General features: G+C 33.4%; 1 protein-coding gene. It reads left to right on the top strand.

Annotation, left to right across the window (positions count from 1 at the left end; genetic code table 11):
- Positions 1-171: 171 nt before the first annotated feature.
- On the top strand, positions 172-1,041 hold the full coding sequence (locus tag ACEYX7_RS10935; protein ID WP_374900568.1) for a metallophosphoesterase family protein: 870 nt from the start codon (positions 172-174) through the stop codon (positions 1,039-1,041).
- The last annotated feature ends 142 nt before the right edge of the window (positions 1,042-1,183 follow it).

Genomic DNA, 1,183 nt, shown 5'->3' with positions numbered 1-1,183 from the left:
TGAGTGTGTAGTTGGTTTGGCTCACCATTAGGTATTGGCAGTAGTCTATGCGTGTGATTGGTTTTTTGTCATGCCTTATGCTACTATAGTTTATTCCCCTTATGCAAAAAAATTACGGTTTTGCGTAAGTCCTATTTATGCTGATTCAAAAATTTAACAGGACAATATAAAATGTTAAGAGTTGCAATATTTGCTGATATTCATGGTAAGTTTTTATTACCATTTAAATTGGTGGAACATTATCAAAATCTATATCAAGAAAAGATTGATTTGATTTTACAATGTGGTGATATGGGGGCTTTTCCAGACAAAAATAAAATGGATAAAGCAACACTTAGACACGCCTTAAATGATCGTGATGAACTGGGTTTTAGCAACGATTTTGTAAAATCTCATGCTGAAATTGCTACATATTTAGATAAACTCAATATCAATATGTATTGCGTGCGTGGTAATCATGAAGACCACGCATTTTTGGATGAATTAGAATATCTCGCAAAATTACACGATCACCCTTATTTCCCGATAGATATTTATCAACGTATCTGGGTATGTCGTACAGGCGTGCCGTTTATCTTACAAAATAAAAATGAACAGTTAAGCGTGGTAGGAATTGGACGCATTGGCGATAAAAAGGGGCGTCACCATCCGCAGTTTATTCAAAATGCTGAACGTGAGCAATTAAAAAAACTCGGTAAAAAATCCCCTGATATTGATATCCTGATTACACATGATAAAGCATCTGAAAGTAAACGTGGTTATGGGGCATTTGAGATTGAAGATATTTTGGATAAAATTGCTTTTAAATATCATTTTCATGGACATACAGGCGAAGATTATCATGTGTATTTAGCAGAAAATGGTATCACCCACTCAGTGAAAATCAAAGAATTGGAGTTTAATCGTGAAGGTAAATTGGAATATGGCTGTATGATTATTCTCGAAAAATATCATGATAAACACGGTGAACAGCTCAATTTTAAAGTGGTTGCGTTAAATGATATTATTCAATTTATGCACAAGACTTGGCATTATCTTTAATAGTTATTTCAAAACAGAACAATTTAATTATTTCTTAATTTTTTATCCGTTGACAGGTTTCTATAAATAGACCTCTTGCGAAAGTTTTGATATAATGACAAGATGAGATACGAAACAATCAAGGGCTTTAGCGACAGCCAAT

This window comes from Hubeiibacter jixunmingi, from assembly GCF_041928215.1.
Classification (GTDB): domain Bacteria; phylum Pseudomonadota; class Gammaproteobacteria; order Pseudomonadales; family Moraxellaceae; genus Acinetobacter.
Note: the sequence above shows the minus strand (reverse complement) of the source record. Positions and strands in the feature narration are given on the sequence as shown.